Source organism: Povalibacter sp. (assembly GCF_036520495.1).
GTDB lineage: Bacteria > Pseudomonadota > Gammaproteobacteria > Steroidobacterales > Steroidobacteraceae > Steroidobacter.
On record NZ_DATDJO010000061.1, the window covers coordinates 19,834 to 46,634 of the forward strand.

At 64.6% G+C, this 26,801-nt stretch carries 24 protein-coding genes; 17 read left to right on the plus strand and 7 right to left on the minus strand.

Annotated elements, in window-relative coordinates:
• Positions 1-45: 45 nt before the first annotated feature.
• The 3 genes from VIZ63_RS20615 to VIZ63_RS20625 form a co-directional block, all read right to left on the minus strand.
• Positions 46-525, minus strand: coding sequence for a DUF494 domain-containing protein (locus VIZ63_RS20615; protein ID WP_331611662.1), 480 nt, complete (start codon positions 523-525; stop codon positions 46-48).
• A 2-nt stretch (positions 526-527) separates the two neighbouring features.
• Complete coding sequence (gene dprA, locus VIZ63_RS20620; protein WP_331611663.1) at positions 528-1,664, minus strand: DNA-processing protein DprA; 1,137 nt, start codon at positions 1,662-1,664, stop codon at positions 528-530.
• 110 nt (positions 1,665-1,774) lie between these two features.
• A complete protein-coding gene (locus VIZ63_RS20625) occupies positions 1,775-2,905 on the minus strand; it encodes a LysM domain-containing protein (protein ID WP_331611664.1) in 1,131 nt (376 codons plus the stop codon).
• Positions 2,906-3,204: 299 nt separating this feature from the next.
• Between VIZ63_RS20625 and def the strand changes: the two genes are divergently transcribed.
• The 6 genes from def (at position 3,205) to VIZ63_RS20655 (ending at position 10,284) form a co-directional block, all read left to right on the plus strand.
• Positions 3,205-3,738, plus strand: a complete 534-nt coding sequence (gene def / locus VIZ63_RS20630) for a peptide deformylase (protein WP_331611665.1) — start codon at positions 3,205-3,207, stop codon at positions 3,736-3,738.
• Positions 3,739-3,825: 87 nt separating this feature from the next.
• A complete protein-coding gene (gene fmt / locus VIZ63_RS20635) occupies positions 3,826-4,758 on the plus strand; it encodes a methionyl-tRNA formyltransferase (protein WP_331611666.1) in 933 nt (310 codons plus the stop codon).
• Positions 4,755-6,092 carry a 16S rRNA (cytosine(967)-C(5))-methyltransferase RsmB gene (rsmB, locus tag VIZ63_RS20640; protein ID WP_331611667.1) on the plus strand — a complete coding sequence of 446 codons (1,338 nt, stop codon included), beginning with the start codon at positions 4,755-4,757 and terminating at the stop codon, positions 6,090-6,092. Before fmt ends, rsmB begins: the two co-directional genes overlap by 4 nt.
• A gap of 66 nt (positions 6,093-6,158) precedes the next feature.
• The gene (locus VIZ63_RS20645; protein WP_331611668.1) at positions 6,159-6,704 is read left to right on the plus strand and encodes a DUF4390 domain-containing protein; all 546 of its coding nucleotides are present in this window, start codon (positions 6,159-6,161) and stop codon (positions 6,702-6,704) included.
• Positions 6,686-8,923: a sensor histidine kinase gene (locus tag VIZ63_RS20650; protein WP_331611669.1), complete on the plus strand. Its 2,238-nt coding sequence runs from the start codon at positions 6,686-6,688 to the stop codon at positions 8,921-8,923. Before VIZ63_RS20645 ends, VIZ63_RS20650 begins: the two co-directional genes overlap by 19 nt.
• Positions 8,920-10,284 (plus strand): sigma-54 dependent transcriptional regulator, encoded by a 1,365-nt coding sequence (locus tag VIZ63_RS20655; protein WP_331611670.1) that lies wholly within the window; start codon positions 8,920-8,922, stop codon positions 10,282-10,284. Before VIZ63_RS20650 ends, VIZ63_RS20655 begins: the two co-directional genes overlap by 4 nt.
• Positions 10,285-10,295: 11 nt before the next feature.
• On the opposite strand, the gene VIZ63_RS20660 is transcribed toward VIZ63_RS20655, so the two are convergent.
• The 3 genes from VIZ63_RS20660 to VIZ63_RS20670 all read right to left on the minus strand — a co-directional run bounded on the left by VIZ63_RS20660 (position 10,296) and on the right by VIZ63_RS20670 (position 14,978).
• Positions 10,296-10,859 (minus strand): SPOR domain-containing protein, encoded by a 564-nt coding sequence (locus VIZ63_RS20660; protein WP_331611672.1) that lies wholly within the window; start codon positions 10,857-10,859, stop codon positions 10,296-10,298.
• A 110-nt stretch (positions 10,860-10,969) separates the two neighbouring features.
• Positions 10,970-12,664, minus strand: a complete 1,695-nt coding sequence (gene argS / locus VIZ63_RS20665; RefSeq protein WP_349261242.1) for an arginine--tRNA ligase — start codon at positions 12,662-12,664, stop codon at positions 10,970-10,972.
• Positions 12,665-12,770: 106 nt separating this feature from the next.
• Entirely contained in the window at positions 12,771-14,978 is a 2,208-nt protein-coding gene (locus tag VIZ63_RS20670) for a primosomal protein N' (protein ID WP_331611674.1), read from the minus strand.
• Between the two features lie 344 nt (positions 14,979-15,322).
• On the opposite strand from VIZ63_RS20670, the gene VIZ63_RS20675 reads away from it, so the two are divergent.
• The 8 genes from VIZ63_RS20675 to VIZ63_RS20710 all read left to right on the plus strand — a co-directional run bounded on the left by VIZ63_RS20675 (position 15,323) and on the right by VIZ63_RS20710 (position 23,290).
• On the plus strand, positions 15,323-16,516 hold the full coding sequence (locus VIZ63_RS20675) for a cation:proton antiporter (RefSeq protein WP_331611676.1): 1,194 nt from the start codon (positions 15,323-15,325) through the stop codon (positions 16,514-16,516).
• An 87-nt stretch (positions 16,517-16,603) separates the two neighbouring features.
• Positions 16,604-17,473 carry a lysophospholipid acyltransferase family protein gene (locus tag VIZ63_RS20680; protein ID WP_331611678.1) on the plus strand — a complete coding sequence of 290 codons (870 nt, stop codon included), beginning with the start codon at positions 16,604-16,606 and terminating at the stop codon, positions 17,471-17,473.
• Positions 17,474-17,668: 195 nt separating this feature from the next.
• Positions 17,669-17,917 (plus strand): acyl carrier protein, encoded by a 249-nt coding sequence (locus tag VIZ63_RS20685; protein ID WP_331611679.1) that lies wholly within the window; start codon positions 17,669-17,671, stop codon positions 17,915-17,917.
• A gap of 15 nt (positions 17,918-17,932) precedes the next feature.
• Positions 17,933-18,700: a glycosyltransferase family 2 protein gene (locus VIZ63_RS20690; RefSeq protein WP_331611680.1), complete on the plus strand. Its 768-nt coding sequence runs from the start codon at positions 17,933-17,935 to the stop codon at positions 18,698-18,700.
• Positions 18,701-18,717: 17 nt separating this feature from the next.
• Positions 18,718-19,968, plus strand: coding sequence for an NAD(P)/FAD-dependent oxidoreductase (locus VIZ63_RS20695; RefSeq protein ID WP_331611681.1), 1,251 nt, complete (start codon positions 18,718-18,720; stop codon positions 19,966-19,968).
• 27 nt (positions 19,969-19,995) lie between these two features.
• Positions 19,996-20,724 carry a 3-oxoacyl-ACP reductase FabG gene (gene fabG, locus VIZ63_RS20700; RefSeq protein WP_331611682.1) on the plus strand — a complete coding sequence of 243 codons (729 nt, stop codon included), beginning with the start codon at positions 19,996-19,998 and terminating at the stop codon, positions 20,722-20,724.
• Positions 20,724-21,956, plus strand: coding sequence for a beta-ketoacyl-ACP synthase (locus VIZ63_RS20705; protein WP_331611683.1), 1,233 nt, complete (start codon positions 20,724-20,726; stop codon positions 21,954-21,956). Before fabG ends, VIZ63_RS20705 begins: the two co-directional genes overlap by 1 nt.
• Positions 21,957-21,958: 2 nt before the next feature.
• Complete coding sequence (locus tag VIZ63_RS20710) at positions 21,959-23,290, plus strand: AMP-binding protein (protein ID WP_331611684.1); 1,332 nt, start codon at positions 21,959-21,961, stop codon at positions 23,288-23,290.
• Between the two features lie 9 nt (positions 23,291-23,299).
• Here the strand turns inward: VIZ63_RS20710 and VIZ63_RS20715 are convergent, their stop codons facing one another.
• Positions 23,300-24,313: a hypothetical protein gene (locus VIZ63_RS20715; protein WP_331611685.1), complete on the minus strand. Its 1,014-nt coding sequence runs from the start codon at positions 24,311-24,313 to the stop codon at positions 23,300-23,302.
• Between the two features lie 180 nt (positions 24,314-24,493).
• Here VIZ63_RS20715 and VIZ63_RS20720 point away from each other — a divergent pair, with 180 nt between their 5' ends.
• From VIZ63_RS20720 to VIZ63_RS20730, 3 genes are read left to right on the plus strand one after another with little or no spacing between them, the layout of a single operon-like run.
• Positions 24,494-24,769: a phosphopantetheine-binding protein gene (locus VIZ63_RS20720; RefSeq protein ID WP_331611686.1), complete on the plus strand. Its 276-nt coding sequence runs from the start codon at positions 24,494-24,496 to the stop codon at positions 24,767-24,769.
• A 42-nt stretch (positions 24,770-24,811) separates the two neighbouring features.
• Positions 24,812-26,008, plus strand: coding sequence for a beta-ketoacyl-[acyl-carrier-protein] synthase family protein (locus VIZ63_RS20725; protein WP_331611687.1), 1,197 nt, complete (start codon positions 24,812-24,814; stop codon positions 26,006-26,008).
• 2 nt (positions 26,009-26,010) lie between these two features.
• On the plus strand, positions 26,011-26,796 hold the full coding sequence (locus VIZ63_RS20730; protein WP_331611688.1) for a beta-ketoacyl synthase chain length factor: 786 nt from the start codon (positions 26,011-26,013) through the stop codon (positions 26,794-26,796).
• The last annotated feature ends 5 nt before the right edge of the window (positions 26,797-26,801 follow it).

The following is a 26,801-nucleotide window of genomic DNA, read 5'->3' on the forward strand; positions in this document are numbered from 1 at the left end:
CGCGGGAGCGCCGCGGTGCATCAACGATCGAATGTCACTTCGCTGTCAGTGCACTGCGTCCAACCGGTTATCGAACACCAGATCTTCCATTCGCAAGTAGGCACTTTCCTGCCCTGGCTGGCTGAACAGCACCATCAATACCACCCATTTCACCTGCTCGATATCGATCTGACGCGTATCCAGCGCCAGCAGTCGATCGATCACGAGCTCACGCTGCGAGGCGTTCAGGATGCCGATATTCTCCAGATACAGAATGTATCCGCGACATTCGGTATCGAGGCGCGCCTGCTCACGCGGATCGAACACGCGGATTGCGCGTGCCGTCGGCACAGAAACCACGCGTTGCGGATCGGCCGACAGTTGTTCGAGCCATTCGAGCGCCCGGTCGACCTCGCGTTCCGAGAATCCGGCTCGTTCCAGTTCGTCCTTGAGCGCATCGCGGTCGGGTTCGGGAGCTGACTCGATATCGGCGTCGAAATAATTCTCGAAAAGATAAATAAGAATATCGAGAACGCTTTCCTTCATTATCACTGCCTTGGGTCTGCGCGGACGTAGAGACCGCCGGGGTGGGAGAGGATGTGGCCCTCGAGTTCGAGGATCAGCAACATCGACGCCACCTCGTCGGCCCTGAGCCCGGTACGCACGACCAGAAGGTCCACGCCGGCCGGCTCGAAGCCGAGGGCATCTAACAGGATTTCATACTCTTTGTCCAATGGCGGCCTGAAAGCGCCTGATATTTCAGACTTTCTCCGCGCCTCGTCCTGCGGCGGCGAAAAAGCGGGCAGCTGCAGCAAGTCCGTGAGTGAGCGCAGCTCGTCGAAAATATCGTCGGCTGTTTCTACGAGTTTTGCTCCCTGCCGGATCAGGCGATGACACCCGCGGGCAAGCGGGTTGTGGATGGAGCCCGGAATGGCGAACACCTCGCGTCCCTGCTCGGAAGCGAGCCGTGCCGTGATCAGCGAACCGCTCTGCACGGCAGCTTCGACCACCAGCGTGCCGAGACTCAGTCCGCTGATGATGCGGTTGCGACGCGGAAAGTTATGTTTGACGGGCGGAGTGCCCAGCGGAAATTCGCTGACCAGCGCGCCATGTGCTGCGATTTTCTCTGCCAGCGCAGCGTTGCTGCGTGGGTAGATGACGTCCAATCCTGTGCCACAGACCGCGATGGTGGAGCCATTCGCCGCGATTGCGCCCTGATGGCTTGCGGTATCGATGCCGACCGCGAGACCGCTGGTGATGGTCAGTCCGCAGCGCGCGAGATGTGCAGCGAAGCTGTGCGCCGTCTCACTGCCGGTCGGTGTCGGATTGCGCGCGCCCACCATCGACAGCTGCGGCATAGACAGCAGGGTGGGATCGCCGCGTACATAGAGCGCCAGCGGTGGATCGGTCAGATCCGCGAGCAGACGCGGGTAGTGTTCGGTTCCCCAGGCGACGAAATGATGGTCCGGCCGTTCAAGCCAGCGCAGATCGTCCGTGATGCCCGACTGCGGCGGAGACTGCAGATAGGTCAGGAGCTTGTCGTCGATGCCGGCGGCGCGTAGCGCAGCGGGAGAGCCTGAGACGAGGGCGGTGACGGATTCAAACTGCTGGAGCAATGCCGCTGCAGTGCCCGCGTGAATTCCAGGTGCCCGGGCCAGGGTCATCCATGCCGTCAGTTCTTCCATGAATGCAATCTACCGCAGCGGTTCCGCTGCGGTGACGGCGCAAAAGCAGGGATCTTGCGGAGAAATGACAGCAGCGAGTCTGGCCCGCTGCTCTCATCGGGAAACGACGCTCAAGGATTCGCGGCGGAGTCGCCTTCGCGAATTTCCTTCTGCGCTTCCATCACCAGCGCGTAACTCATGCGCGGCGTGGTGTTGAAGACCATGACGAGGCCGATGCGCTCATCCGGCAGCTGGACTTTCGAACCGCCACCCATGACCGAGATATTGTCGGCGCCGAGGCCGCCCCTCTTGTACTTGTCGCGCACCACCTTGCCGCGTTCGGAGACGGCGAGGATGTGGCCGGGTTCGAGGCCCGCCTGTGAGCCGCGATTCAGTGCCACGATCTGGTACTGACCCATGACGGTCGCTTCGCGGACGGCAATGACGGTCGCGTTCACGTCGGAGGACGGCGCGTGTGGGACGAAATCGTCCTTCACGTCGGTGGATTCTGGGAACAGTTTGTCGCCCTGCAGGGCTTCACGCACGGACTGCGTCAGGAGGAGCTTCGCCGGTTCACCTGCACGAGCGACAGGGCCCCCGCCAACATAGATGCCGGTGTAGCCCAGCAGATCCCTGGTCTCCGGATCGCGCAGCTTGCCGTCGACGTGAACGATGCTGTAGCGGCTGTCGACCGCCGCATCTGGAATGCCCTGGACGTAAATTTCGTTGCCGGCGCTGCCGATCATGTGTTCGTCGCGCAGGGCGACCACGTACGGCGCCTTGTCCACCTGCTCCTTGTCGAGCAGAACCGGGCGTCCGGCGAAGCCGGCAATGATGTCGTAGGGGATGGAGGTGACGGCGCGGCTCAGCGGCTCACGGCGAACCTGCGGCGACAGGCGTTTGCTGCCACCGCCACGCTCGGCCACGGTCAGCCGGGGCTGGCCGTCTATATAAATGAGTTTGAGGACATCACCCGGGTAGATCAGGTGCGGGTTGGCGACCTGCGGGTTCAGGTACCAGATTTCCGGCCAGTACCACGGATCGCGCAGATACAGCCTGGAGATGTCCCACAGCGTATCGCCCGGTTTGACCATGTATTCATCGGGGGCATTGGTGCTGAGCGGGATGTTGCTGCCCGTCGCAATCGTGCGGGTTGAGTCCTGAGCCGCGGAGGTCAGGGGCAATGTGCCTGCCGCGAAGGTCAGACACGCCATCAAGCCGAGCATTGCTGCCGGGCGAATTTGCGAAGTCGCAGTCTTCATGCGCCGAACACGCTCCATTGCCTTGGACCATCGATATCCCGTGCCGGGCTTGCTGCTCCTCGCCTTATAATTCTGGCCGAGCGGCAAGTGCATCGGGGGCTGCTGCAGCGCGTCAGTGACCGCTGCGAGGCGCCTTCCGGGCTGTATTAAGTTCAACGTTCACTGAACTTTATCAGCATCATTGCAACGAATGCACAAAAGGGATTCAGGCCCGCGACGTGGTTCTCATTCCGATTGAATTAGCTTTGCCGGACCGCAATCCTTGGGCCAAGAGCATGAGCGAACGCAGGTAGACAGACATGGCATTACTTCCCATTCTTGAGTTTCCGGACCCGCGTCTGCGAACCCGGGCGCAGCCCGTCGGTGAGGTCGATGCAGCCATGCGCAAGCTCATCGACGACATGTTCGAGACCATGTATGCGGCTCCCGGCATCGGGCTGGCGGCGACCCAGGTCAACGTTCACAAACGGCTGCTGGTGATCGATATCAGCGAAGAGCACGACCAGCCGCTCGCGCTCATCAATCCTGAGATCATCGCGCGCGAAGGCGTCGAGGAAACCGAGGAGGGCTGTCTCTCCGTGCCCGGTATCTACGACAAGGTGACGCGCGCCGAAAAGATCCGGGTGCGGGCGCTGGACCGCAAAGGCAAGCAGATCGAGTTCGATGCGGACGGCATGCTGGCTGTCTGCATCCAGCATGAAATGGATCATCTCGACGGCAAGCTGTTCGTCGACTATCTGTCGGACCTGAAGCGCACGCGCATCCGCAAGAAGCTGGAGAAGGAGCGTCGCGATGCGCCTGCTGCCGCCCGAGCCAAGGCGCCGGCCATCTGACCGCCGTCGCATGATCTGAAAGAGCGGGCGCGCGGGTCGCGCCCGTGCTCGAACCCCACTACGCTTTTCTGGATTTCATCCCAACCCATGGTCTCCATCGTTTTCGCCGGCACGCCGGAATTTTCGGTGCCGGCGCTCGAAGCATTGGCGGCCTCGCGCCACCAGGTCGTCGCTGTCTATACGCAACCCGATCGGCCCGCCGGCCGCGGTCAGCGAGTGGCCACGAGCGCGGTCAAGCAATGCGCGCTCGAGCATGGTTTCCCGGTCGAACAGCCGGCGACTTTGCGTGATGCGGCAGCGGTGGATCGTCTGGCTTCATGGCAGCCGGATGTCATGGTCGTCGTTGCCTATGGTCTGATCCTGCCGGCGAGCGTGCTGCAGATCCCGCGACTCGGCTGTCTCAACATTCACGCATCGCTGCTGCCACGCTGGCGCGGCGCCGCGCCGATTCATCGGGCGTTGCAGGCTGGCGATACTCAGACCGGCGTGACGATCATGCAGATGGATGCGGGGCTCGATACCGGGCCGATGCTCCTCGAACGCGTCACGCCGATCGATGCAACCGACACGGGATCGACGTTGCACGATCGGCTCGCGAACATGGGCGCCGAGGCATTGCTTGCAGCGCTCGATGGCATTCTCGACGGCTCGCTGAAACCGCGACCACAACCCGCTACGGGCGCGACGTATGCGAGCAAGTTGCGCAAGGACGAGGCGCTGATCGACTGGAGCAAGGCGACGGCCGAGATCGACCGCCAGATCCGTGCCTTCAATCCCTGGCCGGTCGCCGAAACCCGCTGGAACGGACAGCAGCTGCGCATCTGGCAGGCGACGCCGTTGCCATCATCTGCGGATGCTGCAGCTCCGGGCATGGTGATCGGCGGCGATGCCAGCGGCATTCGTGTAGCGACGGGAGATGGCGCGATCGCGCTGACGCGCGTCCAGCTGGCAGGGCGTCGGGCTGTCAGTGCAGCCGAGTTCCTCAATGCTCATCGCGTCGATGGGGTCGTGCTGACGTGAGTGGTTCCGCCGCTATTCGTGCCCGTGCCGCGCGTATCGTCGCGCAGGTTGCCTTCCACGGTCGCTCGCTCGATGCGGCGCTGACGGCAGACAATGCGGGTACGCCGCAGGAACGCGGGCTGCTGCGTTCGCTCTGCTACGACAGCATTCGCTGGTACGTGCGGCTCGATGCCTTGCTGAAACGCCTGCTGACGCGGCCGAATCAGGTGCTCGAGCCCGAGCTGCACGCATTGGCGATCGTCGGCCTCACCCAGCTGCTGTACACCGATATTCCGCCGCACGCGGCGGTGGATGAAACCGTCAATGCAGTGCGGGCCCTGCGACAGCCGCGAGCCGCGGGTCTCATCAATGCCATTCTGCGGCGCTGTCAGCGTGAAGGCGCGAAGCTGGCTGCGCAAATCGATCGTGATCTGGCGATTCGCACTGCGCATCCCGCCTGGCTGGTGCATGCGCTGATCGAGGATTGGGCCGATCGGGCACCGGACATTCTGGCTGCCAACAACCAGAAGCCGCCGTTCTGGTTGCGTGTGAATCGTCGGCGAATCGCCGGCACGGAGTATCGGCGGCTGCTCGAAGCCGCGGGCCACGAGATCGCCGCCAGTTTCTTCGACGATCATGCACTTCGCCTGGCGCAGGCCGTCGATGTGCATGGGCTGCCGGGATTCAGTGACGGACAGATATCCGTCCAGGATGCTGCCGCACAGCTCGCTGCCTTCCTGCTGGCACCGCGCGCCGGCGATCGCGTACTGGATGCCTGCGCGGCACCGGGTGGCAAGACTTGCCATTTGCTGGAATTGCAGCCGCAGCTGGCGGAACTCATCGCGGTCGATGTGTCCAAGGAACGGCTGGTGCGCGTCACCGAGAACCTGCAACGCCTGCAACTCCAGGCGACGGTCGTCGCTGCCGATGCTGCCGAGCCAGCGCAGTGGTGGGATGGCAAGCCATTCGACCGGATACTGCTCGATGTGCCGTGCTCGGCCACTGGCGTGATTCGGCGACACGTCGATATCAAGCTGCTGCGGCGTGCCGATGACATTCCCGCGCTGGTCCAGCGTCAGCGCCAATTGCTGGTCAGCGCCTGGTCGATGCTGCGACCGGGTGGGCGGTTGCTGTATGCAAGCTGCTCGGTACTCAGGGCGGAGACGGTGGATGTGCTCGAGGAGTTTCTTGGCAGCAGGCCGGACGCTCGCGACGTGACTCGCGAGCAATTGCAGGCATTGCCCGGCGACGTGACGGCAGGAATGCAGCTCGTCGGTCCCGGCCAATCCATAGTCACCGGGACAGCCGGTATGGATGGCTTCTATCATGCCTGCCTGGAGAAGCAGGAAGGATGACGGTTCTTGCGAGCGATCGGGCCACACACTGCCTGGTGGAAACGTTCAGATGCGACCGTGCACAGCGTGCTGTGGGCTATTGCCTGCGTGCTGCTGTCCGTCACGTCCTGGGCGCAGCAGCCACAGCGCTTCGAGATCCGCTCCGCCTACGTCGAGCGCGCTGAAGGCGTCTACCAGCTCAATGCCACGCTCGTGTTCGAGCTGCCCGAGGGCGCGCGCGAGGCCATCCGTCAGGGATCACCACTGACGCTCGATCTCGATATCGTGCTGCACCGGTCGCGACGCTTCTGGCTCGATGAAAGCGTGGCGGCGCTCGGTCAGCATTACGAAGTCAGTTTTCACGCGCTGAGCGAGCGCTACCTGGTCCGCAATCTCAACAGCGGCCAGCAGTCGTCCTTTCCTTCGCTCGACGCGGCGCTCGATTCGCTGCGCGTCATTTCCAACCTGCCGATTCTCGATCAGGCGCTGATCCTGCCCGATTCGCGTCACGAGATCAGTCTGCGTGCGCACCTCGATGTGCGCACCATGCCGGATGCCCTGCGGTTCATCGTGTTCTGGGCCACCGACTGGCGCCAGAGCACCGAGTGGTACACATGGTCGCCGCAGATCTGAAACGCCTCATCGTTTCCGTGCTGGTGCTGATCGGCTCGGGACTATGGCTGGCGGCGCTCATGATGATGGCGCAGACGGTGCAGCAGTCGGCGAACTTCAGCGACCTGCATCCGATCATCCTGGGCGTGAACGTCGCTGGCCTGCTGGTGCTTCTGATCCTGATCGGCGGACGACTGACGCAGCTCATGCGCGACTGGCGCAAGCGCGTCGTCGGATCGCGTCTGGAAGCGCGCATGGTCTGGATGTCGGCGACGCTCGCCATGCTGCCGTTGCTGTTGGTGTTCTATTTTTCGGTCGTGTTCCTGAACCGCGGCATCGACAGCTGGTTCCACGTCGAAATTCGCGCCGGTCTCGAAGACGCACTGACGCTGTCACGCGCGGCGCTCGATCTGCGCATGCGCGAAGACCTCGATCGCACACGCGCCATCGCGGACGAACTGTCGCGTCACGCGGCGGATCCCGTGCGAGTACTCGATGAACTGCGCCGCTCCAACGATGCACTCGACGTGACGTTGCTGGGCAGCAATAGCCGCATCGTGGCGGTGAGTTCCGATCGTATCGCCGAGATTCCTGCTGCGCCAAGCGAGGAAGTCGTCATGCAGGTGCGGCAGGGCCGGCAGTACGTCACGCTGGATCCGCTCGCCGGCGGCGGCTATGTCGTCAGAACTGCTGCGCAGGTGCCGCGGACCCGGCCGGGCGAAGAAGTGCGGATGGTTCTCGCCACGTATGCGATCGAGCGCCGGTTGGGGGAACTCGCGGATACGGTCGAATCCGCCTACCAGCGCTATGGTGAAAAGGCGCGCCTGCGCGAGCCGCTGAAGGACAGTTTCACGCTGACGCTGACCCTCGTGCTGTTGTTGTCCCTGTTCGCCTCGCTGTATGGCGCGTTCTGGTCGGCGCGTCGCCTGGTCCGGCCGATCCAGGATCTGGTCGCAGGCACGCGCGCGGTGGCGAAGGGCGATCTGGACATGCGCCTGCCGCTGACCTCGCACGATGAGATGGGCATCCTCGTGCACTCGTTCAACGACATGACCAAACGCCTGGCGCGCAGTCGCGAGGAAGCGCGGCGCAGTCAACAGGCCGTGGAGGCGGAACGCACCAATCTCGCAGTGATTCTCGCGCGCCTCTCGACCGGCGTCATCTCGCTGGAGCCGGATCGGACGATCCGCACTGTCAATCAGGCCGCCGCCGCGATTCTCAATGCCGATATCGAAAGCTGTGTCGGCAAACCGCTGGCGACTGCGGCCCTGGAAGCAGCCAGCGGACTGTTCTCGCAGTTCGAGGCTGCCAGCAGTGCTCATCTCGATTCGGGCGAGACCGAGTGGCGCGAACAGCTCGTGCTGCAGGGGGAGACCAGCCGTCGCGTCCTGATGTGTGCCTGCACGACTCTGTCGGGTGAGGATCGCAGTCCCGGCGGCTACGTGATCGTGTTCGATGACATCACCGCACTGCTGCAAGCGCAGCGCGATGCGGCCTGGGGTGAGGTGGCGCGACGGCTGGCGCACGAAATCAAGAATCCGCTGACGCCGATCCAGCTGTCGGCGGAGCGCCTGCGGCGCAAGCTGCTGGGCTCGATGGATGAAGCTCAGGCACAGATCCTCGATCGGGCCACGCACACGATCGTGCAGCAGGTCGAAGCCATGAAGGAAATGGTCAACGCCTTCAGCGAATATGCGCGTGCCCCGGAAATGGATGTGTCACGATTCGATCTGAATCAGCTCATTACGGAAGTGGCCGAGCTGTACCGGGCCCAGGATCCGCGGCGTCAGCCACGGCTGAAACTGACCAGCGGGCCCCTGGAGATCGAGGCTGATCGCGGACGGCTGCGACAGATCATCCACAACCTGCTCGCCAATGCCATCGAGGCGCTGGAGGGTGCAACCGACCCGGAGCTATGGATCGAAACGCACCGGATCGAGGAAACAGGCGACAATGCCGCCCATGCCGCCGCGATCATCGTTGAGGATAATGGACCGGGATTCCGGCCGGATGTCATCGGTCAGGTCTTCGATCCTTACGTCACAACAAAACCCAAAGGCACCGGACTGGGGCTTGCAATCGTGAAGAAAATCGTCGAAGAACATGGCGGGAGAATCGAAGCGGACAATGTCCGTACCGGGGGAGCACGGGTGCGGATCGAACTGCCGCTGACCGCCACTTCCCGAACCGGCGGATTCATTCGTGAAAGACGTACGGGGCCGAGGAGGGAACGGGCATGAGTGCTGCGCGCATCCTGGTCGTCGATGACGAGTCCGAGATTCGCGGACTGCTGAAGGAAATTCTCGCGGACGAAGGTTACGAGGTGGACGTCGCCGCCGACGCTGCCGAAGCACGCGTACGCCGCACGCAGCACGACCCGGATCTGGTGCTGCTGGACATCTGGATGCCCGATACGGACGGCATCACCCTGCTGCGCGAATGGGCGCAGACGAACGGCACGGGTTGTCCGGTCGTAATGATGTCGGGACACGGCACGGTGGAGACAGCCGTGGAGGCGACGCGGCTCGGTGCGTTCGATTTCGTCGAGAAGCCTCTGTCGCTCGCCAAGCTGCTGCGCACGGTCGAGCGCGCTCTCGATTCCGGACGCAATCGTCGCCAGTCGGGTCGCACACTGGTGCCAACGCTGATCGCACCGGTCGGCAAGAGCCGTGCGATGCACGCGCTGCGCGAACAGGTCCAGCAGGTCGCGCCGCATGACACACCGGTGCTCGTCGTCGGCGAACCGGGCACCGGTCGCGAAGCCTTCGCTCGTTACATTCATTCCATCAGCCCGCGCTCCACCGGCCCTTTCGTGCAGCTCGTGGCGACCGGCATGACGGATGACGGCGCCGCCGCCGCGTTGCACGGCAGCGAAGATGGCGAGGGCGCCCATGCGGGCCTGCTGGAGCAGGCGGCGGGCGGCATTCTGTTCATCAATGGTCTGGAAGATCTGCCGCAGAAGGCGCAGGGCCTGCTCGTCGCCGCACTCGAGACGCAGAGTCTCACGCGCGTGGGAGGCACCGCTCCGGTGAAATTGAACCTGCGTGTCATCAGCTCGGCGACGCCGCGAATGCTCAGCGCTGAATCCGGCGCTGCGGTCCGGCCGGAACTGTTGTCACGCCTGAACGTGATCACGCTGACGGTGCCGCCGCTGCGTGAGTACGCGCAGGATGTGCCCGACCTGCTGCGTTACTACGTCGATCGACTGGTCGATGAAGAACGCCTGCCATTGCGCCGCTTCGGTGTCGCCGCCCAGAACCGTCTGCGCAACTATCCGTGGCCGGGCAACATCCGCGAACTCAAGAATCTCGTGCAGCGCCTGCTGATCCTGGGTGGCGAAGAAGAAATCCGCCTCGAAGAAATCGAACGCGAACTGGCCTCGCAGTCACCAACGACGGAACCGCTGGTCAAGCAGGACCTGCTGGCGCTGCCGCTGCGCGAAGCGCGGGAGCATTTCGAACGCGCGTACCTGCAGCAGCAGCTCATTCTCTGCAACGGCAAGGTGGGACAACTCGCCAAGCGCGTCGGCATGGAACGCACGCATCTATATCGCAAGCTGCGCTCGCTGGGCGTGGATTTCAGGCAATTGGCCGAAGACTAGGGGAGCCGTCCCTACTCGCCGACCTTGATCACCAGCGCTTCGATCTGCGCCTGCCGCAACTTGCTGCGGGTCTCGTCGAGTTTCTGCAGATTGTTGATCGGGCCGATGCGCACGCGGTGCCACGTGTCGTTGTCGACCGTGACCTTCTGGATTTTCGACTCGACACCCTGCAATGCAATCAGTGCGCGGACCCGATCGGCATCCGCGAGCCTGCGGAAGGAACCTGCCTGCAGGACGTACGCGCCGGGCTTCTGCACCGTTGCCGCGCCGCCGCCGGATGACGCTGTGCCGTCCTTCTCGGGGATGACCACTTCGAACTTCGGCAGCATCTCGTAGAAATCGAACTGCGTCTCGGGTTCCTGCGACGCGGGTGCCGGCTTGCTGTTGGTCTGTTCGTCATCGCGACTCATCGGCGCCGTTTCCTGCGCCATGCGTGACGCGGGCCGGCGATCGTAGAGATACACGCCGACAGCAACAGCCAACCCGAACGCCAGGCCGAGCACGAATCCGGCAACGCCGGACAAGCCGGAACTGCGGCCGGCGCCGCGCTTGGAATGTTTGTAATCGCGGGCCACGGCTTAACCGGCCGACTGGTCAACCGGTCGACCGGCCAGAGAGCGAGAGAGGGTTTCCGTGTGTCTGGCCAGTGAGCCAGTGAGCCAATGAGCCAGTTGGCCGCGCACCATCACATCTTCTCCGGCGCCGTGACCCCAAGCAGCTTGAGCCCGTTCTGGATCACCTGGCGCGTCGCGGCGACCAGGTTCAGGCGGGCGTTGCGCAGGTTCACGTCGTCGACGATGAACTGGTGGGCGTTGTAGTACGTATGGAAATCGGCGGCGAGGTCGCGCAGGTAGTGCGCGAGCTGGTGTGGCTCCAGTGCGTTGGCCGCGCTCTCGAGCAGTTCCGGAAAGTACGTGAGTCGACGGATCAGCGCCTTCTCGTGCGACTCCACCAGCAGCGCGACGTTGCTTTCGCCGATGTCGCGTTCGTGGGTGAAGCCTTTTTCCTGCAGCTGGCGGAACACGCTGCAAACCCGCGCATGCGCGTACTGCACGTAGTACACGGGATTTTCTTCGCTCTGCGCCAGCGCCAGGTCGATGTCGAACACGAACTCCGAATCCGCCTTGCGCGACACGAGGAAGAAGCGCACGGCATCGCGCCCGACCCATTCGATGAGGTCGCGGACGGTGACGTAGGAGCCGGCGCGTTTGGAGATTTTCACTTCCTCGCCGCCGCGCATCACGCGGACCATCTTGTGCAGCACATAGTCGGGAAAGCCCGGCGGAATGCCCAGGTCCGCTGCCTGCAGGCCGGCGCGCACACGCGCGATGGTGCCGTGGTGATCCGTGCCCTGCACATTGATCGCCTTGCGAAAGCCGCGCTGCCACTTGGTGATGTGATAGGCGACGTCGGGCACGAAGTAGGTATACGTGCCGTCGGATTTGCGCATGACGCGATCCTTGTCGTCGCCGTAGTCGGTCGTGCGCAGCCACAGCGCGCCTTCGCTTTCGTACGTCTTGCCGCTCGCCTGCAGACGCTGCACGGTCTCATCGACCTTGCCGTCCGTGTACAGGCTCGACTCCAGGTAGTACACATCGAAGTGCACACCGAATTTCTGCAGGTCGATGTCCTGCTCGCGACGCAGGTAGGCGACTGCGAATTTGCGGATGGATTCCAGATCGTCGGGCTTGCCCGAGGCCTTCACCGGCTCGCGATCGAGTGCGTGCACGGAGTTCTTCGCCAGGAACTCGTCGGCGATGTCCTGAATGTAGTCGCCGTTGTATGCGGATTCCGGCCAGCCGACGTCACCCGGTTTGATGCCGCGCGCGCGTGCCTGTACCGACAGCGCGAGGGTCTGAATCTGCACGCCGGCATCGTTGTAGTAGAACTCCCGACTGACTTCGTAACCCTGCGTCTGCAGCAGCGATGCCAGCGCATCGCCCAGCGCCGCCTGGCGTCCATGGCCGACGTGCAGCGGCCCGGTCGGATTCGCGGAGACGAACTCGACCACCGTGCTGACGCCCGCGCCGCGCTTGCCGTAACCGTATACGGGACCAAAGTCGAAAATCCGCGACAGCTCCTGCTGATAAGCCATCGACGAAAGGTGGAAATTGATGAAGCCTGGACCTGCGATTTCCGTCTTTGCGATCAGATCGCTCGATGGCAGCGCATCCACCAGGGCCTGCGCCAGCTGTCGAGGATTCTTGCGCGCTGGCTTGGCGAGCTGCAGGGCGAGGTTGGTCGCGAAATCGCCGTGCGAGGCATCGCGCGTGCGCTCTACCTCGATCGTCGGCGTGATGTCGACGGGCAGAATGTCCGGAGGCAAGGTCGCGAGTGCGGCCTGCAGGAGTTGTTCGATCTGGTATTTCAAGACGTGAATGACTGGCTGTGACGGGGAGTGAGTCTAGCAAGGCCCTAGGCCCTAGGCGCTAGGCACTAGGTCGGAAGTGCTGACTGGCGCCTGGAACCTAGTGCCTAGCGCCTTCTTAGAACATCTCCGACGGATCCACATCGATCGACCAGCGCACCTTGCGGGCTTCCGGCAATGTTTCCAGCAGCGGAATCCAGCGACTCAACAGTCGCTGCAGCGGTCCGTGCGTGGCCGCTTGCAGCAGCAGCTGTGCGCGGTGGCGTCCGGCGCGGCGTTCCATGGGAGCCGGTGCGGGGCCCCACAGCGAGACGCCACGAACGGCATGTTCTCGCGCGACGGCGCTCGCGGCCCGCAGAAACTGCAGGGGTTCCGCCGCCTGCGTGGCTTCCGCCCGCAGCAGCGCGATACGGGAAAAGGGCGGCCAGCCTGCTTTTTCCCGTTCCTTGAGGGCCCCCTCGGCGAAGGCCTCGTACCCGCCCCGCAGCAGCAAGGTCAGCAGCGGATGCTCCGGATACTCCGTCTGGATCAGCACTTCGCCGGGCTGCTCGGCGCGACCTGCTCTGCCTGCGACCTGCACGATGGTCTGGGCGAGCCGTTCGCTGGCGCGAAAGTCGGTACTGAACAGGCCCTGGTCGGCGTTCAGGACCACGACCAGTGTGACGTTCGGAAAGTGATGACCCTTGGTCAGCATCTGCGTGCCGACGAGGATACGGATCTCGTTGCGATCGACCTGGGCCAGCGTCGCTTCCAGCTCGCCCTTGCGACGCATGCTGTCGCGGTCGATGCGCGCGAGCGGTGAGTTGGGAAAAATGCGTCCGACGGTTTCTTCGATGCGTTCCGTGCCCTGTCCGACCGGCTTCACCTCGGCGGCGCAGGTCGGGCAGGCGGTCGCCACGGTCTGCTGCACACCGCAGTGATGGCACAGCAGCGCGATGGAATTGCGATGCACCGTCAGGTTTGCATCGCAGCGCTTGCAGTGCGCCGACCAGCCGCACTGCGGACAGAAAAGCACGGGTGCGTAGCCACGCCGGTTGAGGAACAGCAGCACCTGGCGGCCTGCGTCGAGATGCCGCTGCATCGCCATCAGGGTGGGCGTGGCAATGCCCTGCGCCGCGGCGTGGGCGCGCAGATCGATCAGCGCCAGTCGGGGTGGTTTGGCATCCGCTGCCCGATGCGGCAGCGCCAGCAGCGAGCCTGTCTGGTGATGGGCGCGATTCAGGCTTTCCAGCGATGGCGTTGCGGAGCCGAGGATCACCGGAATCTGCGCGCGCTGCGCACGCACGATGGCAAGGTCGCGCGCCGAGTAGCGAAAGCCGTCCTGCTGTTTCAGCGAGCTGTCATGTTCCTCGTCGACGACGATCAGTCCCGGTCGGGCGAGGGGCGCGAAGATCGCCGAGCGGGTGCCGATCACGATACGCGCCGCGCCGCTGCGCGCTTCGCGCCAGGCGGTCGCCCGTTCACCGTCGCTCAGGCCGGAATGCAGGATGACTATCGGTGCGTCGAAGCGCTCACGGAACCGCGCGATGAGCTGTGGCGTCAGGCCAATCTCGGGCACCAGCACCAGCGCCTGCTCGCCGCGCTCGAGTACGCTAGCGATCGCATGCAGGTACACCTCCGTCTTGCCGCTGCCGGTGACGCCGTGCAGCAGCCAGGTCGCGAACGTGCCGAGCGAGCCGCGAATGCGCTCCACGGCCGTTGCCTGCGCGTCATTGAGTGAGGGACCGCCATGGACCTCGCCCGCCGTCGACGCGGCGGCCAGTTGCGTACGGGTGACGTCTTCGACGTAGCCGCGCTCGCGCAATTTCCGTAGGGACTCACGGGTGATTCCGGCGGCGAGCAGCGCCTCGTCCATGTGGTCTGCGCCGTCCAGCAGCGCCTCGATCGCCGCGCGCATCCGTTTTGCTCGGGTCGGCAGTTCGGTCAGCGCTTGCGAGCGTCCCATCGGGGTCAGGCGCCAACAGGTTTCCACGACATCGAGCGGGGCACCCTGGCGCAGGGGCCCTGGCAAGGCTGCAGCGATGACCTCACCGAGCGGGTGCCGGTAGTAGTCGGCGGCCCAGCGCAGCAGATCCAGGAGACCTGCATCCAGCGCGGGTTCGGCGTCGATGAGGCTCTGGGCGTAACGCAGCTTGGCGGTCGGCACGTCGCTGTGTCGCCTGATTTCCATGACCACGCCGACGATGCGCCGCCGGCCGAACGGGACCCAGACCCGAAGGCCCGGTTGCACCTGGGCCGCCCAGTCGGCCGGAACGCAGTAGTCGAACAGGCGCCGCAGGGGCGCATCGAGCGCGACGGCGATGATCGCGGGCGACGAACCGGTCATGTGGTTGTGCACAAAAGCTGTGGATAACTCTGTGCATTGATTGGGGCCAAGAGGTCCAAGTCGGCGTTTCGTAGGCAACTTTCGGTCATGGTCAAAATTTCAGCGCCCTTCATTTTGCAAAGCCAGACAGTCACTTAGCGCTTGCGCAATGCCGTACAGCGTGGCAGAGCAGGCACACCCCTAATGTCACTGCCCTCATGTGGGCAACGTGTCCCGCGAGCCACGCGACAAGTGCATGATTCTGGTGGGTCTATGGTGGATCGCGCGACATCGTACAATCGCGCGCCCGCGATGCGCTGACGATAACGACGGCCAGATACGCGCGTCGCGACCTCTTCATACCAATGATCACCAGTCTCTTCCTGCTGCTGGGCTCCGCCCATGTTCTCGGTGCCCTCGGCAGACGCCTGGGACTGCCGGCGCTTGCCGGGCACATGGTGGCCGGCATCCTGATCGGCCCGTCGCTGCTGGGCTGGATTACGCCGGATGCCTCGCTGGTCGCGGTGGCCGACATCGCCGTGTTCTTCGTGGTGCTGGCAGCCGGTCTGGAAATGCGGTTACAGCATGTGACCGACGTGCTCCGGGGCCGCGGTGCCGTGTCGCTGTTCGCGGGATTCATCCTGCCGGTGTGCGTTGGCGGCGCCATCGCTCTCGCCTTCGGACTGGCGCCGATTCCCGCCACGGTGGTGGCCTTGTGCATTGCCGTCACGGCGTTGCCGGTCGCGCTGCAGATACTGAGCGCCTTCGACATGCTGGGCACGCGCATTGCGCACGTCACCGTTTCCGGCGCGTTGCTCTCGGACGTCCTGGTGTTTCTGATTCTCGGGGTGCTCATCGAACTGTCGACGGGCACCGTGCGGCCGCCGGCCGCTGCCGTCGGCATCGCATTTCTCAAGCTGGGCGGACTGGTGCTGGCGATCGCGGCGGCGCATTTCGCCTGCGTGCACGTGATGAAGCGGCGCGCTGCAGCGACGACGTCATCGTCCGACGTTTCACCGGGGAATCTCGCGTTCGTGCTGCTGTTCGTGCTGGGACTCGGTGCCCTGAGCGAGTTGCTCGGCTTTCACTTTGTCATCGGTTCGTTCTTTGCGGCGATGATGGTGACGCCAGAACTGATCGGCGAGCACTCGTTCGAGCGCCTTGAGCGAACCTCCGAACTGCTGACGGCTGGCCTGTTCGGGCCGGTGTTCCTCGCCTACCAGGGACTGCAGTTCCATCTCGATACGCTGGGCCAGCCCGTCATGATTGCGGTCCTGATCGTGGGCGCCGTGGCGGCGAAGCTGTTCAGCGGCTACCTGGTCGGGCGCATGCAACACATGTCACACCACGATGCCTGGGGCGTCGGCATCGTGATGAATGCCCGCGGCGTGGTGGAACTTGTTGTTGCGAGCATTGCTTTTCGAGCTGCGCTCGTCGATGGCGAGGTGTTCTCGATGCTGCTGATCGTCGGCATGGTGACGACGGTGCTGACGCCGCTGATGCTCAGCGCCTGGCAGAAATCCGCAACGCCATTGCCCGGCCGATCCCGCCCCGGGTAGGTTGGCGGCAGGCGTCGCAGCATAATCCACGAGTCCGCCTGACTGTCGGTGCGGACCAACGACTCCACAGCACTCATCGTCCATCGCATGTCGCAGGTCTCCGCCGAAAATGATCCCACGCTGACTCGATTCGAGTCGCGACGCGATGCCTTCTCCTGGCGATGGGTGGCCACGGCCGTCAGCTTTGCGGTCTTCGGCGTCACCTCACTCCTGCTCAGCGTGACGCTCATGCCGCTGCTGCGCCTGCTGCCGGCGGCGCGTTCGCAGCGCTGGTCGCGTCATGTCCTGCAGAAGGGCATGCGCACCTATCTCGGCCTGCTGCGGATTCTGGGCGTCTATACCTACGATCTCGAGGGTCGCGAACGGCTCGGTCTGCCGGGACAGCTGATCGTGGCGAACCATCCGACACTGATCGATGCCTTGTTCCTGATCGCCTTTACGCCGCAGGCGGTCTGCGTCGCCAAGTACTCTATGTTTCGCAATCCGCTGATCTGGAACGTCGTGGCAGCGTGCCGTTTCATCAGCAATGCGCGAACGATCGACATGATCGAAGGGATCAGTGCGGCGCTGGCCCGCGGCGAATGCGTGATCATGTTTCCCGAAGGCACCCGCACGCAGCCCGGTCAGCCCCTGGTCTTCCAGCGCGGCGCCGCCAACGTGGCCGTACGCGCTGCCACCCGGGTCACGCCCGTATACATCCGCTGTTCGCCGCTGACGCTGACCAAGGCCGAGCCCTGGTACCGGATCCCGCCGCGCCGTCCGCATTTTTCGCTGAAGGTCGGCGCGGATCTGCCTCTGGATGACTACAGAAAAATGAGCTCGATTCCGATGGGCTCGCGCGCCTTCAATGCCCGACTATGTGAGCACTTTGAGGACGAATTGCAGCGGATGGACGGCTATACTGGCGCCAGTCCGAGGAGACCGCCGCAGGGCCGCCCATCGGCAGGAAACGAATAGAGCACCACCGGGCGCCGCTCCCATGCACGAGCGCGTTAGATCCGGACTCCTGCAGACCGGGCACACATTGAACTGATTGCGTGGACACAGTCCGGGCTTCCTGCGTCGGGCCGGGTGCCATTGCCGTCAGTCGGCAGGCCCAGCGGCTGTCCACGAAGTGAACGCCCCACCCGCATTGAGGAGCCGCGAGGAGACATGCAGACCGACGACGAGATCCTGGAGCGCGTTCGCGCCACGCTCGTCGACCTGTTCGAGCTCGATCCGGCAGTCATTGCGCCGCAGGCGCGGCTGGCCGATGACCTGGAAATCGACAGCATCGACGTCGTGGACCTCATGGAGCAGGTGCGCTGGTTCACCGGCAGGAAAGTCACTCCCGAGGATTTCCGTTCCGTCCGCACCGTTGCCGACCTCATTGCGGTCGTGCGACGCCTGCAGGCGAACTGAGCCTGCGGATCGACGATGACGGCAACGGTGGCTTCCGGCATCAGGGCATGCGTCGTCATTCCCGTCTACAACCATGAGCGGGCCATCGGCGCGGTGCTGGAGCGCGTGTCGGTCCATGGCCTGCACGTCATCCTCGTCGACGACGGCAGCAACGAGTCCTGCGCCCGCGAACTGGACCGGTTGAGCGGCCGGCCGGCGGTGACGCTGCAGCGTCATCCCACCAATCGTGGCAAGGGTGCGGCGGTGATCACGGGCATGCGTGCAGCGCGCGAGCGCGGTTTTACGCATGCTTTGCAGGTCGATGCCGATGGCCAGCATGCATTGGCCGACATCCCGCGCTTCCTCGATGAAGCCCGCGCGCACCCGCGCAGCGTGATCTGCGGCCGGCCGGTGTTCGATGCCAGTATTCCGGGCGTCCGTTACTACGGTCGCTATCTCACCCATGGCATGGTGTGGCTGGAAACGCTGTCGCTGGAGATTCGCGACTCCATGTGCGGCTTCCGGTTGTACCCGCTAGAGGTGATCGCGCCGCTGCTCGAGCCCGGTCGCATCGGCGCCCGTATGGATTTCGACACCGACATCATCGTGCGGCTGCATTGGCGCGGCGTCGCCACGCGCTGGGTGGATACACGAGTCACCTATCCGATCGACGGCGTTTCCCATTTCCGCATGCTGGCGGACAACCTGCGCATGATCAGCCTGCACGTGCGCCTCACCATCGGCATGCTGGTGCGTTCGCCGGTGCTGGTATGGCGCAGGCTGTTCGACAGGAACGATCAGTGATGTCAGGCAGTCCCCGCATGTCCTCCACCTCGTTACCCACTGCGTCTCCTGATGTACTGGTGATCGGCGCAGGCCCTTCTGGCGCCATCGCGAGCGCATTGCTCAAGCGTCGCGGCTGGAAGGTGCTGGTGCTGGAAGGTCAGCGCTTTCCACGCTTTTCCATCGGCGAGAGCCTGCTGGTGCATTGCCTGGATTTCGTCGAAGAGGCCGGCATGTTGCCGGCGGTCGATGCGGCAGGATTCCAGTTCAAGAGTGGGGCCGCGTTCATTCGCGGCGAGGAATACGGCGACTTCGACTTCAGCCAGCGCTTCACACCGGGCCGGCCGTCCACGTACGAGGTGCAGCGCGCGCCGTTCGACAAACTGCTGGCCGACGAGGCCGAGAAGCAGGGCGTGGAGATCCGCTATGAAGTCCGCGTGACCGGCATCGATCTGTCGGGGGCAACGCCGCAGGTGACTGCCTGTGATACCGCAGGCACGCAGTTCGACATCACGCCCCGGTTCGTCCTGGATGCGAGCGGCTTCGCCCGCACGCTGCCCAGGCTGCTGGGACTGGAAACACCTTCCACCTTTCCGGTGCGCAACGCCGTCTTCACGCACGTCGAGGATCGCGCCGCCGCCGGCGCCTTCGATCGCAACAAGATCCAGATCGTCGTACACCCGCGCCACAAGGACGTCTGGTTCTGGTTGATTCCCTTCCCGAACCGCTGCTCGATCGGCGTCGTGGCGAGCAGGGAATTCTTTGCCGGCTATCCTTCGAATCCCGATGAGCGCCTGCGGCGGATCGTGGCCGAGGAGCCGTTCCTGACGCGTGTCCTCGAGGATGCGCTCTGGGATACACCGGCGCGCGAACTTGGCGGCTACGCCGCCAACGTCACGACCATGCACGGGCCCGGATTCGCGTTGCTGGGCAATGCCGCGGAGTTTCTCGATCCGGTGTTCTCGTCCGGTGTCACCATCGCAATGCGCTCCGCCAGCATGGCCGCAGGATTGCTGGATCGCCAGCTGCGCGGCGAAGGCATCGACTGGCAAAGTGAGTTCGAGGCGCCGCTGCGCAAAGGCGTCGATACGTTCCGGGCGTACGTAAGTGCGTGGTACGACGGCCGCTTTCAGGACATCATGTTCGCCAAAACCCAGACGCCGGAAATCCGTCGCATGATCTGCTCGATCCTTGCAGGTTATGCCTGGGATGAAAGCAATCCGTTCGTCGCCCAGCCCGAACGCCGGCTCGACATGGTGGCGCAGCTGTGCGCGAGAGCGGCCGGCTGATGGCCCGATAACCCGATCTCGTACGCTATGGCTTCCACGATCCTCATCACCGGCTCGAGTCGCGGCATCGGCCGCGCGATTGCACTGCGCGCCGCAGCTGACGGCTTCGATGTCGTCGTGCATTGCCGTTCGCGTCGCGAGGATGCCGATGCAGTCGCTGCCGAGATCGTCCAGCTCGGACGACAGTCGCGCGTGGTGCAGTTCGATGTAGCCGATCGCGCGGCCTGCGCGCGGGTGCTGAACGAGGATGTCGAGCGTCACGGCGCCTATTACGGCGTGGTCTGCAATGCCGGCATGCATGCCGATGCGGCTTTCCCGGCCATGACGGAAGATCAATGGGACGGTGTGCTGCGCACGAATCTCGATGCGTTCTACAACGTGCTGCAGCCGTTGGTCATGCCGATGGTGCGGCGACGCGCACCGGGCCGCATCGTCACGCTCGCTTCTGTGTCCGGGCTCATCGGCAATCGCGGTCAGGTGAATTACAGCGCCGCCAAGGCCGGCATCATCGGCGCGACCAAGGCGCTCGCCATCGAGCTGGCAAAGCGCCGGATCACCGTCAACTGCGTGGCGCCGGGCCTCATATCAACCGACATGCTCGATGAGCACGTGCCGCTGGAAGAAATCCTCAAAGCCATTCCGATGCAGCGCGCCGGAACCCCCGAGGAAGTGGCGAGCGTCGTGGGTTTCCTGTTGTCCGCCGGCGCGGCCTATGTCACGCGACAGGTCATCGCCGTGAACGGCGGGCTGTGTTGATGCGCCGTGTGGCGGTCACCGGTGTCGGCGGTGTCTGCGGTCTGGGCCAGGACTGGGCCTCGATCCGGGCCGGACTACGCGCGCGCCGCAACGCCATTCGCGTCATGCGCGAGTGGGATCGCCACACCGACATGAATACGCGTCTGGGTGGTGCAATGGAAGGCTATCGGCCGCCGTTGCACTGGACCCGCAAGCAGTTGCGCAGCATGGGCCGGGTGGCGCAGTTCGCTGTGCACGCCGCGGAGAACGCGCTGAAGGATGCGGGCCTGCTCGGCGATCCGGTGATCACATCGGGTGCGGCCGGCGTGTCGTGCGGATCCTCGATCGGCAGCACGCTCGATATCGCAGACTTCGCCGAGTTCTATCTCAACGACAACTCGCGGGCGCTCAACGCCAACTCCTACGTGCGCCTGATGCCGCACACCACGGCGGCCAACATCGGCATCTTCTTCGGCGCGCGCGGCCGGATCATCCCGACGTCGAGCGCCTGTACCTCGGGCAGTCAGGGGATCGGTTTCGCTTACGAGTCGATCAAGAACGGACAGCAGGACATCATGATCTGCGGCGGCTCCGAGGAACTGAGTCCGGCGGAGGCGATGGCCTTCGACACACTGTTCGCCACCAGTCGCCGCAATGACGCGCCGCAGGCGACGCCACGCCCCTACGACCGCGATCGCGACGGTCTGGTCATCGGCGAAGGCGCTGGCATCCTGATCCTGGAAGAACTCGAGCATGCGCAGCGTCGCGGCGCACGCATCCACGCCGAACTCGTCGGCTTCGGCACGAATTCCGATGGCGTGCACGTGACCCGTCCGCAAGAGGCGACCATGCGCGGCGCCATGGAGCTGGCGCTCAAGGACGCGGCGCTCGAGCCGGATGCGATCGGTTACGTGAATGGTCACGGCACAGCGACTCAGCAGGGCGACGTCGCCGAGACGCGCGCCACGTCGGCGCTGTTCGGTGCGCGCATGCCGATCAGTTCGCAGAAGAGCTATCTCGGTCACACGCTCGGCGCCTGCGGCGCGCTGGAAGCCTGGTTCAGCATCGAGATGATGAAGGACGGCTGGTTCGCGCCGACGCTCAATCTCGACAACATCGATCCCGAGTGCGGCGAGCTCGACTACGTCGTAGGCGAAGGTCGCGCATTGCACGTCGACTGTGTCATGAGCAACAACTTCGCCTTCGGCGGGGTCAACACGTCGTTGATTTTCCGGCGCTGGCCCGGCGGCTGAGCATGGTCGACTCCGTGCCTGCACCCGACAGACTGCCGCTGTGGCAGTCGCACACAGGCGATCGTCCGATTGCCTGGCATGACGATCGCATCATCGCGCTCAGTGAATTCACCCGACACGTGAGTTCGCTGGCACAGCGACTGACCGTCGGTGATGCGATGGTGAATCTTTGCGACGACCGCTATCACTTCCTCGTGGCCTATGCGGCGGCGCAATCGCTGGGACACACGGTGCTGTTGCCGCCGACGCGTACCGAACAGATCGTCCGGGAAGTCGAACGCGATCATCCCCGCAGTTATCGCTGTGACGACGCGCAGGTGATGCAGGCTCTGTCGGCATCCGCGCCGCAACCGGCTGCGAATGACGAAGTCGCGGCGAACCACGTGTGCATGATCGGTTTCACGTCGGGCAGCAGCGCAGCGCCGAAGCGCTTTCCGAAACACTGGCGCAGCGTCAATGGGAGCACCGCTTGCAATGCGTCGGCCATTCGCGCGGCGTTATCGCTGGCGCCCCAGGCGCATGCATGGCTCGTTGCCACCGTGCCGCCGCAGCACATGTACGGCATGGAGCTCAGCATCCTGCTGCCGCTGCTGGGGGAGATGGCCGTGCATTCGGCACGTCCGCTGTTTCCCGCGGATATCGCGCAGGCGCTGGAACAGGTGCCGGGACCGCGAATACTGGTCAGCACGCCGGTGCATTTGCGCGCGATCGTCGAATCCCCGCAGCTATTTCCTGCCGTCGATCTGATCGTGTCGGCCACCGCGCCGCTCGATGCTGCGCTGGCCGATGCGGTGGAGCGCAAGCTGGGCGGCGAACTGCTGGAGATGTTCGGCTCGACAGAGACCTGTGTGCTGGCCGCGCGACGGACGGCGCGCGACAGCTCCTGGCAGCCCTATGCAGGCGTGAGTCTGCAGCGCATCGATGACGGCACGCTGGTCGACGCACCCTGGTTCGCGGCGCCGACGCTGCTGCAGGACGTGCTCGAGGTTCGCCCTGGCGGTCGCTTCCAGGTGCGTGCCAGAAGCTCCGACATGGTCGAAGTGGCAGGCAAGCGCGCATCGCTCGCCGATATCACCCGACGCGTGTTGGCCATCGAAGGGGTGAAAGACGCGGTCGTCTTTCAGCCGGGCGATGAGTCGGTGGCGCGCATCCGGCGACTGGCGGCCCTGGTGGTCGCGCCCGGGCTGTCGGGCGCGCAGATTGCTGCACACCTGGCGAGCGCCGTGGATCCCGCGTTCCTGCCGCGGCCGATCCGCATGGTCGAGGCGCTGCCGCGCAATGAACTGGGAAAGCTGCCGCGCGAGGCGCTGCTGCGGGCGTTGCGCACGCCGTGAACGGCGCAGTTACACCGTGACGACGCCTTCGATCTCGAGCAGCAATTCGCTGCGACAGATGTCGGCTGCCAGAACCAGCAGCTGGCTGTCGGGCCATACGCGGCGAATGCGCGCTTCGATCTCCGATAGCTGCAGCTCGTGGCGCACGTAGATCTTGACCGACGCCTTGCCGCCCGCGGGTAGTCCTGCCTGCGCCTGCAATACCTCGATATTGCGGATCGTCTCGTCGATCTGGGCCAGTGCATCGCCATGATGTTGCGAGGCGTGTCCGACGATGCTCGCGGTCCCGGAAATCAACAGCGTGTCCGTACCGACTTTCATGGCGCGGGCGAACGTGGGCGGGGTGGGCCCGTAATCGCGCGGATAGCGAAATGCGCTGACCTGACGCGGATTTTCCACGCGCAGGCCGGCGTGCCGCGCGGCCAGCCAGTAAACCTGCAGGCGCTGGGTCGACGACTGCGTACCGATGGCGCTGGCCGCCGGAAACCGATCCTCCGACGCATCGCCGAGGCCCCGGGTGCGGCCCGTGCAGAACTGACGGTAGCGCTCCAGGTCGCCTTCGCCCGCGTTGATCGCGTCGAAGTAGTTCCAGACGCGCAGCAAATGCGGATAGCCGCAGTGCTCCTGGAAACGCCGCATTTCCCGGTACACGAGTTCACTGGTGGCCTCGATGCCGCCGTACTCGCGTTCATCGCATTCGAGGATCGCCATGATCCGGTCGGCGTCGCGGGTATACCGCACCAGCCCATCCCGACCGCTCGTTATCGCGCCGTTCGCGTGCCAGAGTTCCAGTCGCTCATGGATCTGGTGCTGCGGCTCCAGCGCCACGTGTATATGCAATGTGTCCGGGTCAGCCCTGGCATGGCCGGGCAGTTCAGACGTCCCAAAGCTGATGACCGCGAGCACCGGTCCGACCGAATCGCCGGTCCGGGCGTAGTCGATACGGATTCTGGAGGGCTGGTCGTGTTGGTCAGGCGCCCGATCGCGCAGCGATTCGGCAGTGCAGGGATGTCGCTCGGACAAGGTGCGGTCTCAGGCAAATCTCAGGCAAAAGATGGTTGCAGGCCTGCGCCCACACGCTGCTGCGGTACGACGACGCGAAGGCGCTGAAATTGTGCGTGAATGATACACTCCGCGCCCGCGGACGCGGCACCACGCCTGCAATCCCCGCAACGATCCTCCTGAATCGAACCGGTTTGTTTCATGGCCGCAGCACAGTCCGACCGCGAGCATCAACTCGCCGAACTCATCGTCAACGCGCTCAATCTCGAAGGCGTTGAGCCCGGGTCCATCGATCCGGAAGCGCCGCTGTTCAAGACCGGCCTCGGGCTGGACTCGATCGACGCGCTCGAACTCGCGCTGGAGATTTCCAAGCGCTACGGCTTCCAGCTGCGCTCGGACGACGAGAACAATGTCCGCATTTTCAGTTCGCTGCGCTCGCTGGCGGCGCATATCGAAACGAGCAAGACCAAGGGCTGATGCGATCGTCGCGCCGCCGCCCATGATCCGCGCCTGATTGCCATGTCCATTCCACCGCTGCGCGTCTCTGCATACACGCTGTGCACCGCTGCGGGCGACGGACGTGAGCAAACCCTCGAGGCATTGCGCGCCCGGCGCAGCGGACTGCGCCCCAACGATTTCGGCGCAACTCCCATCGACACCTGGATCGGGCGGGTCGCGGGCCTCGAAGACTCCGTGCTGCCGGATGCATTGACGCAATGGGATTGCCGCAACAACCGGCTCGCCTGGCGCGGCTTGACGACCGACGGCTTCCGCGAAGCCGCACTTGCAGCTCGTGATCGCTACGGCCCCGCACGCGTGGCCGTCGTGATGGGCACATCGACCTCGAGCATCGGTGCGAGCGAAGAGGCATACACCCGGTTGGACGCCGATGGCGCGTACCCCGCCGATCTGCGCCGGCCCATCATTCATACGCCGCATTCCATCGGCGATTTCGTGCAGCACGCGCTCGGGCTGACAGGTGTCAGCGTCACGGTCGCCACGGCCTGTTCGTCGAGCGCCAAGGTGTTCGCCCAGGCCGAGCGCCTCATCCGGCTTGGCCTGGCCGATGCGGCCGTGGTCGGTGGCGTCGACACGCTGTGCGGCAGCGTGCTGTTCGGCTTCAATTCACTGGAGCTGGTGTCGCCGGAACCGTGTCGTCCCTTCGACGTCGCGCGCCGCGGCATCAATCTCGGCGAAGCGGCGGGCTTCGCGTTGCTCGAACGCGAGGCGGCACACGGGGCGTGGTTGATCGGCTACGGCGAATCGAGCGATGCCCATCACATGTCGACACCGCATCCGCAGGGGCTCGGCGCGCGCGCCGCGGTCACGGCGACGCTGGAGCGCGCAGGCATCACACCCGCCGATGTCGATTACATCAACCTGCATGGCACCGCGAGCCTGAAGAACGACGAAGTCGAAGCGATGGTCGTGAAGGATCTGTTTCCGGCGACGACCGTGGCAAGTTCGACCAAGGGATGGATGGGCCACACGCTTGGCGCGGCGGGCATCGTCGAAGCCGCGATCTGCCTGCTGGCGCTGGAACACTCGCTGCTGCCGGGCACACTGAATGCGCAGATGCTCGACCCGGCGTGCGGGCCGCAGGTCCGTCGCGACAATGTCACGCAGAATTGTCGTACGGCGCTGAGTTTTTCGTTCGGCTTCGGCGGCAGCAACTGCGTGCTCGCATTCGCGCGTGAAGATGCGGTGAGTCGATGACCATGGCGCTTCCTGCAGTCGTCATCGAAGGCGTGGCGTTCTGGAGTTCGCGCCTGCCCGGCTGGGACGTGGCGCGTGCAGTCATCCGTGGCGAAGCTGCGGCACCTGACGCGGCCGCACCGCGTCCCGCGCCGACGTTGCTCGCACCGACCGAACGCCGCCGCGCACCGGACACGGTGGCCATCGCGCTGGAAGTCGCGGCCAGGGCTTGCAATGCGGCGCAGCGCTCACCGGCAGAACTCGCGTCGGTGTTCGCCTCGACGCACGGCGATCTCGCCATCAGCGACTACATGTGTGCGACCCTGGTCGACACGCCGACGCTCATCTCTCCGGTGAAGTTTCACAACTCCGTGCACAACGCGGCGGCTGGTTACTGGAGCATCGGCACCGGCAGCTTCGCGACCTACACGGCATTGAGCGCCTTTCGTCATACCTTTGCCGCCGGCCTGCTGGAGGCCGTTACGCAAGTGGCCTGCGACGGACGACCCGTGCTGTACGTCGCATTCGATATCGAGGCGAAAGGGCCGCTGGCTACGATTGCGCCCAGCAAGGGACTTCTCGGCGCGGCGCTCGTGCTGGCGCCATGCGGCGCTGCGACCGCGACGCGCATGCGGCTTCGCATCGACGAGCAGCCCGGGGCGACGCCAGCCAACTCTCCAGCCGCAGCGCTGATTGCGCAGAACGCCCTCGCGCCCTGCCTGCCGTTCTTCGAGGCGCTCGCGCTGCAACGTCCAGGCCTGCGTCTGCAGCTTGGCGAGCGCGCCGGACTCGACGTCACATTCGACTGACAGGA

Coding starts and splice junctions, on each gene's coding strand:
- VIZ63_RS20690 (WP_331611680.1), top strand. CDS start 17,933: ATGACGGCAACGGTGGCTTCCGGCATCAGGGCATGCGTCGTCATTCCC.
- VIZ63_RS20650 (WP_331611669.1), top strand. CDS start 6,686: ATGGTCGCCGCAGATCTGAAACGCCTCATCGTTTCCGTGCTGGTGCTG.
- VIZ63_RS20685 (WP_331611679.1), top strand. CDS start 17,669: ATGCAGACCGACGACGAGATCCTGGAGCGCGTTCGCGCCACGCTCGTC.
- VIZ63_RS20705 (WP_331611683.1), top strand. CDS start 20,724: ATGCGCCGTGTGGCGGTCACCGGTGTCGGCGGTGTCTGCGGTCTGGGC.
- VIZ63_RS20675 (WP_331611676.1), top strand. CDS start 15,323: ATGATCACCAGTCTCTTCCTGCTGCTGGGCTCCGCCCATGTTCTCGGT.
- VIZ63_RS20625 (WP_331611664.1), bottom strand. CDS start 2,905: ATGAAGACTGCGACTTCGCAAATTCGCCCGGCAGCAATGCTCGGCTTG.
- VIZ63_RS20725 (WP_331611687.1), top strand. CDS start 24,812: ATGTCCATTCCACCGCTGCGCGTCTCTGCATACACGCTGTGCACCGCT.
- VIZ63_RS20615 (WP_331611662.1), bottom strand. CDS start 525: ATGAAGGAAAGCGTTCTCGATATTCTTATTTATCTTTTCGAGAATTAT.
- VIZ63_RS20680 (WP_331611678.1), top strand. CDS start 16,604: ATGTCGCAGGTCTCCGCCGAAAATGATCCCACGCTGACTCGATTCGAG.
- VIZ63_RS20720 (WP_331611686.1), top strand. CDS start 24,494: ATGGCCGCAGCACAGTCCGACCGCGAGCATCAACTCGCCGAACTCATC.
- VIZ63_RS20655 (WP_331611670.1), top strand. CDS start 8,920: ATGAGTGCTGCGCGCATCCTGGTCGTCGATGACGAGTCCGAGATTCGC.
- fmt (WP_331611666.1), top strand. CDS start 3,826: ATGGTCTCCATCGTTTTCGCCGGCACGCCGGAATTTTCGGTGCCGGCG.
- fabG (WP_331611682.1), top strand. CDS start 19,996: ATGGCTTCCACGATCCTCATCACCGGCTCGAGTCGCGGCATCGGCCGC.
- def (WP_331611665.1), top strand. CDS start 3,205: ATGGCATTACTTCCCATTCTTGAGTTTCCGGACCCGCGTCTGCGAACC.
- dprA (WP_331611663.1), bottom strand. CDS start 1,664: ATGGAAGAACTGACGGCATGGATGACCCTGGCCCGGGCACCTGGAATT.
- VIZ63_RS20670 (WP_331611674.1), bottom strand. CDS start 14,978: ATGACCGGTTCGTCGCCCGCGATCATCGCCGTCGCGCTCGATGCGCCC.
- VIZ63_RS20730 (WP_331611688.1), top strand. CDS start 26,011: ATGGCGCTTCCTGCAGTCGTCATCGAAGGCGTGGCGTTCTGGAGTTCG.
- VIZ63_RS20710 (WP_331611684.1), top strand. CDS start 21,959: ATGGTCGACTCCGTGCCTGCACCCGACAGACTGCCGCTGTGGCAGTCG.
- VIZ63_RS20695 (WP_331611681.1), top strand. CDS start 18,718: ATGTCCTCCACCTCGTTACCCACTGCGTCTCCTGATGTACTGGTGATC.